Below are 5,579 nucleotides of genomic sequence, written 5' to 3' on the forward strand. Positions count from 1 at the left end.
AAAATAGCAGCAACTACTTCCATACTATTATCTGTTTCATTTAATGATATTTCACCAATTAAATGTCTTAAATCATGTATTCTTATAGGTTTTGTAATTTCAGCAGCTTCCAATATTCTTTTCCAAGCCCATCTTAGATTTTTAACTTTATCTCCAGTTACTAAAGATTTAAAAACATAACCAGTTTTATCTTTCTTATTTGCTAAAATTTCATATAGTTCATCTGTAATCTCATAACTCATATTTTTTTTAGCTTTGTTAATCTCAAATCCAATGTAATAAACTCTTTTCTCTAAATCAATCATATCCCAAGTTAAACTAAGAACTTCATCTTTTCTTCTACCATGAAGTAAAAATGTAAATATCTCTTTGTATAATGGTTCTTTAAAATCTATAATAGCTCTAAATAATCTTTTTGATTCATCTATGTTTAATGGATAATCTCTTAAATTGTCATATTTTGGTTTATCTACTAATAAAACTGGATTATTAGTTATATATTTATTTTTCATAGCATATTTAAAAATAGCAGATAGGTCAGCTAATAAATTATCAACAGTTTTTGGAGCTTTTGATTTTAATAAAGTATTAGCTAAATTTTGAATCTGAAAAGCTTGTATATTATTAATATATAAATTATCAAATACAGATTTAAAATGAGTTTTATAATTACTTTGCTTTGCTAAAATTGTTCTACTAGATACTGATTTAGAATTTTCTAAATGTTCTATATATATTTTAAATAGCTCTTTAAAAGTTAAATCTTTTTTTATATAGTTGTTATTTAAAATATCATTTTTTAACTCTTCTTTTTTTAAAAATGCAATTTTTGCATTTGTTTTAAATTCATCATTTTCATAACCTAAAACTCTTTTATATCTTTTTTTATTAACTTCAAATATACCTACAAAAACTTTACCTTTATAGTTGTCTTTATAAAAATAAATTCCTTTATAATTAGTAAGAGTTAATTTTGGTAAAGCCATAAATTTTCCTTTAGTGTACAGTTTGGGGTGTAGTTTGTTTTGTTAATATATGTAAATATATAAAAGTAATCTTAATATATAAAAGCTTAAAAGCCTTATAATATAGACTATTTATTTAAAATTGTAAATAAATGAATATATAAGACATAAAGATTTCCTCCTAATGACGCGTGTTCGAATCATGCTGGGGTCGCCATTAAATAAACCTTATTATATCGGTATTGACATAAACAAACTCTAACTAAAATCGCAAAAAATATTATTTAGGTATCCTTACAGGTGTCTCTTTATATTTAATAAAATTATTTATTTCAGCTATTATCAAATATATAAATTAATTATATATACTATTTTATATCGTACTTTATAATTGAATTAGTAATTATAAATAACTAAAAAAACTTTAAAATCTACAGCAACCATAAAAAAAGAGATAGCAACCATAGAATAAACACCAACAACCACAAAAAAAAGAGGAGCAACCGTCAAAAAAGATACAGCAACCACAAAAAGAGCCGTTTTTTTTCCAAATTTGTCAATTTGTAAAAAAAAGAAAGAAAAGAAGAGAGGCAGGATACTGTTTATTGTCTTACTTTGTATCCTTTTTAAAAAATGATATGTTAAAATAAAGAAAAAGGCATAAAATGAAAGAAGTTGTAATTAAAATAAGATTGGAAGATTTAGAAGAAAAAGAAGAGTTATATAAAATTGCAAAAAAAGAGGGCTATAAAACATTCTCAGAATTTTTCAGAGCTAGAATGAAAAAAGATTTTTCAGAAAATTATAGAAGCCAATTAAATAACGTACAAATTAAATCAAATCCAAATGAAATTAGAAACAGTAAAATTGAAGTTAGAATTAGCTTGGAAGATAAAATATTATTTACAAAAAAGGCTTTAGAAGAGGGCTATGAAAATTTATCTTCTTTTGCAAGAGAGAGATTAAAATCTAGTTTATCTGAAGATTATAAAATTGAAATTGATGAGTTAAGTAAAATAAGATTAGATACAGCAAGAACTAGACAAGCAGTTGCAAATTTAACTTCAAATATAAATCAAACTCTTAAAACTTATAATAGTGGAGAACATCCTAGTAAATGGATAGAAAGAGATTTGTCAAATAGAGAGAATTTAATTCCAGAAGTAAAATATCTTATAAAACAAAATAATGAGATTATTAAAACTTTAGATAAGCTACTAAAAAAGAGATAAAGTTATCTTCAAAAAGTATTTTAATATTTGGAATACTATTTAATGTAGGATTGTTAGGATACTTTAAATATACAGATTTCTTGCTTGAAAACTTTAATGGAATATTTGGCTCTAATATTCCTTTACCTCATATAATTCTTCCTTTAGGTATTAGCTTCTTTACATTTACTCAAATAGCATTTTTAGTAGATGCATATAGAAAGGAAGCCAAAGAGTATAGTTTGGTAAACTATATGCTGTTTGTAACATACTTTCCACACTTACTTGCAGGTCCAATTTTACATCATAAAGAGATGATGCCTCAATTTGCAAGTAAATATAACTGGGTTAAAAATTATAGAAATATAGCATTGGGTCTGTTTATATTCTCAATAGGATTGTTTAAAAAAGTTGTAATTGCAGATACATTTGCTCCTTGGGCAACAGCTGGATTTGATACAGCAACAACTTTAAATTTAATAGAAGCATGGGCAACAAGTTTAAGTTATACTTTCCAACTATACTTTGATTTTAGTGGATATTGTGATATGGCTATTGGAATTTCTTTAATGTTTAATATTAAACTTCCAATTAACTTTAACTCTCCATATAAAGCTTTAAGCATTCAAGACTTCTGGAGAAGATGGCATATGACATTATCTAGATTTTTAAGAGATTATATCTATATTCCTCTAGGTGGAAATAGAAAAGGTAATGCAAGAACATATGTAAATTTACTTTCTACTTTTTTAATAGGTGGACTATGGCATGGAGCAGGATGGACATTTATCATCTGGGGAGCATTGCATGGTATTGCACTTGCAATTCATAGATTATGGCAAAGCTTAGGGTTTAAAATGTGGACTTGGTTCGCATGGTTTATTACATTTAACTTTATAAATATAACATGGATATTTTTTAGAGCAAAAGATTTTGAGAGTGCTATGAAAGTATTAAAGGGGATGTTTAAAGGTAATTTGGTAATTTCTCAAGAGTTTGCAAATGTTATTAACTATTTGAATCCAATGATAAATTACTTTAAATTAACAGGAGTAAAATATACTGGAATTGTAAATATTTATATGTTAGAGATGATTGTTTTAGCATTTGTTTTAGTTTTAGGGTTTAGAAATAGTATGGAGTTTAATAAATACAAATTTACTTATTTAAATTCTTTATACATAGCAATAATTATTTTTATATCAATGATAATTGGATTTTTTGGTACAAATATAAAATCTGAATTTTTGTATTTTAATTTTTAAGGTTGATGATAATGAATAAAAAAAGATTTATAATTTTTATATTTTTGAATTTAATTACTTTACTTATAATGTATATAACATCATTTTATTATCAATTAGGGGCAAATGTAAAATCTGAATCATGGATTGAACCAATGTACCAAATTAAAGATAAAAAAGTTTTAGACATTGGTAATCAAAATAAAATAATTATAGTTAGTGGATCAAATTCACTTTTTGGGATTAATTCAGAAAAAATTTCAGAGATAACTAATAAGTCAGTATTAAATTTAGCAGTACCTATAAGTCAAGGATTTGATGGTATATATTCAAAATATGGATACAGTGGTAATGATTGGATTAAAGGGTTAAGTCCTAAATATATAAATAAATTACCAATAGATCCAAGAAATACAAATAATCCTAGTTTTCAATATTTATATAAATCCAATGGTAAAGATTATAAATTAATTTCTCATTCACCAGAAGATTGTAAAAGTGTAGAAAAAATAAATAAAGCTTTAATAGATCCATCTAGAAAATGCTGGGCTTATGGCTTATGGTCAGATGGGGCAAAAGATTGGTAAATTAAAAAAAGAAGAAAATGAAATGGTGACAAATTGTCACCATTTGAAATTAAAGAAAATAAGTTGACTAAAAATTTTAGTCAACTTAAAATGAATAAAAGCAATTGATAAATTAGCCTTTAAATTAAGAAAACATAGTTGTCCGAAAAAATCGGACAACTAAAAATAAAATTATTTTCTCTTTACAGCTTTTGCGTTTGGTAAATCTGTTATAGTTCCTTCATAAATCTCAGCAGCCATACTAATAGACTCATGTAGAGTTGGGTGAGCGTGAATTGTAAGAGCTATATCTTGCGCATCACAATCCATCTCAAGAGCAAGAGAGATTTCACCCAAAAGCTCTCCAGCATTCTCTCCAACAATAGCTCCACCAATAAGCTGGTTTGTATCTTTATTAAAAATTAGTTTTGTAAGCCCTGTATTTGAAACATCACTTGCTAGTGCTCTTCCACTTGCACTCCAAGGAAATGAGCTAACTTCATAGTTAATACCAGCTTTTTTAGCTTCAATTTCAGTCATTCCAGCCCATGCAATTTCTGGGAAAGTATAAGCAATAGAAGGTATCTGTTTTGGTTCAAAATAAACTTTATGTCCAGCAATAACTTCAGCAGCTACATGCCCTTCATGAACAGCTTTGTGTGCAAGCATAGGTTGCCCAATAATATCTCCAATAGCAAATATATGTGGCACTTTTGTTCGCAGTTGACTATCAACTTTGATTAATCCTTGTTCATTTACTTCAACACTTGTATTTTCAAGTCCAAGTTTGTTTCCATTTGCACTTCTTCCAAGAGCAACTAAAACTGCATCGTATAAAATCCCTTCCTTAGGTGCATTTTCACCTTTAAACTCTACATAAATTCCATCTTGTTTTGGAATTATACTTTGAGTTTGAGTTTTACTCATGATATTAAATCTATCTTTATTTGCTTTTGTATAAAGTTTTATCAAATCAGCATCAGTTCCAGTCATAAGTTGCTCTCCACGAATTGCAACATCAACTTGACTTCCCAAAGTTGAATAAACTGTACCCATCTCAAGACCAATAATTCCACCACCAAGAATTAAAAGTTTTTTAGGTACTTCTTTTACCTCTAAAGCATCTGTTGAATCCCAAATTCTAGGATCTTCATGAGGAATAAATGACATTTTAGAGCTTTGACTTCCAGCTGCAATAATACAGTAATCAAAACTTACTTTTGTTTTTTCATCACTGTTTGTAAGAGCAACTTCAACACTATGTTCATCTAAAAATGTTGCATAACCTTGAATATGGTTTACTTTTCTCATTTTAGCCATTGCATCTAAACCACCAGTTAGTTTTTTTACAACACCACTTTTATACTCTGCAACTTTTTTTATATCAATTTTTGGCTCTTCATAAAATATTCCAGCATTTTTTATATGTTTTGCCTCTTCAATAACCTTTGCAACATGAAGTAAAGCTTTAGAAGGAATACAACCTACATTTAAACAAACTCCACCTAAAGTTGAGTATCTCTCAACTATAGTTGTTTCAAATCCTAAATCCGCACATCTAAAAGCAGCAGAATAACCACCAGGTCCTGCTCC

At 27.2% G+C, this 5,579-nt stretch carries 4 protein-coding genes and 1 pseudogene; 3 read left to right on the forward strand and 2 right to left on the reverse strand.

Annotation, left to right across the window (positions count from 1 at the left end):
* Nucleotides 1-986: tyrosine-type recombinase/integrase (locus WC168_RS09145; RefSeq protein ID WP_372618818.1), on the reverse strand; the 986-nt coding region annotated here is incomplete at its 3' end.
* Between the two features lie 644 nt (nt 987-1,630).
* On the opposite strand from WC168_RS09145, the gene WC168_RS09150 reads away from it, so the two are divergent.
* The 3 genes and pseudogenes from WC168_RS09150 to WC168_RS09160 all read left to right on the forward strand — a co-directional run bounded on the left by WC168_RS09150 (nt 1,631) and on the right by WC168_RS09160 (nt 4,007).
* On the forward strand, nt 1,631-2,197 hold the full coding sequence (locus WC168_RS09150; protein ID WP_279134749.1) for a hypothetical protein: 567 nt from the start codon (nt 1,631-1,633) through the stop codon (nt 2,195-2,197).
* Nucleotides 2,188-3,441, forward strand: a pseudogene (locus WC168_RS09155) (MBOAT family protein); the annotation flags it as partial. The gene WC168_RS09150 and the pseudogene WC168_RS09155, both read left to right, overlap by 10 nt.
* Before the next feature lie 11 nt (nt 3,442-3,452).
* Nucleotides 3,453-4,007 carry a hypothetical protein gene (locus WC168_RS09160; RefSeq protein WP_372618821.1) on the forward strand — a complete coding sequence of 185 codons (555 nt, stop codon included), beginning with the start codon at nt 3,453-3,455 and terminating at the stop codon, nt 4,005-4,007.
* A gap of 171 nt (nt 4,008-4,178) precedes the next feature.
* On the opposite strand, the gene lpdA is transcribed toward WC168_RS09160, so the two are convergent.
* Nucleotides 4,179-5,579 (reverse strand): dihydrolipoyl dehydrogenase (gene lpdA / locus WC168_RS09165; protein WP_372618823.1); only part of this gene is annotated, 1,401 nt, incomplete at its 5' end.

The sequence above is a fragment of the Aliarcobacter sp. genome, from assembly GCF_041672065.1.
GTDB classification, from domain to species: domain Bacteria; phylum Campylobacterota; class Campylobacteria; order Campylobacterales; family Arcobacteraceae; genus Aliarcobacter; species Aliarcobacter skirrowii.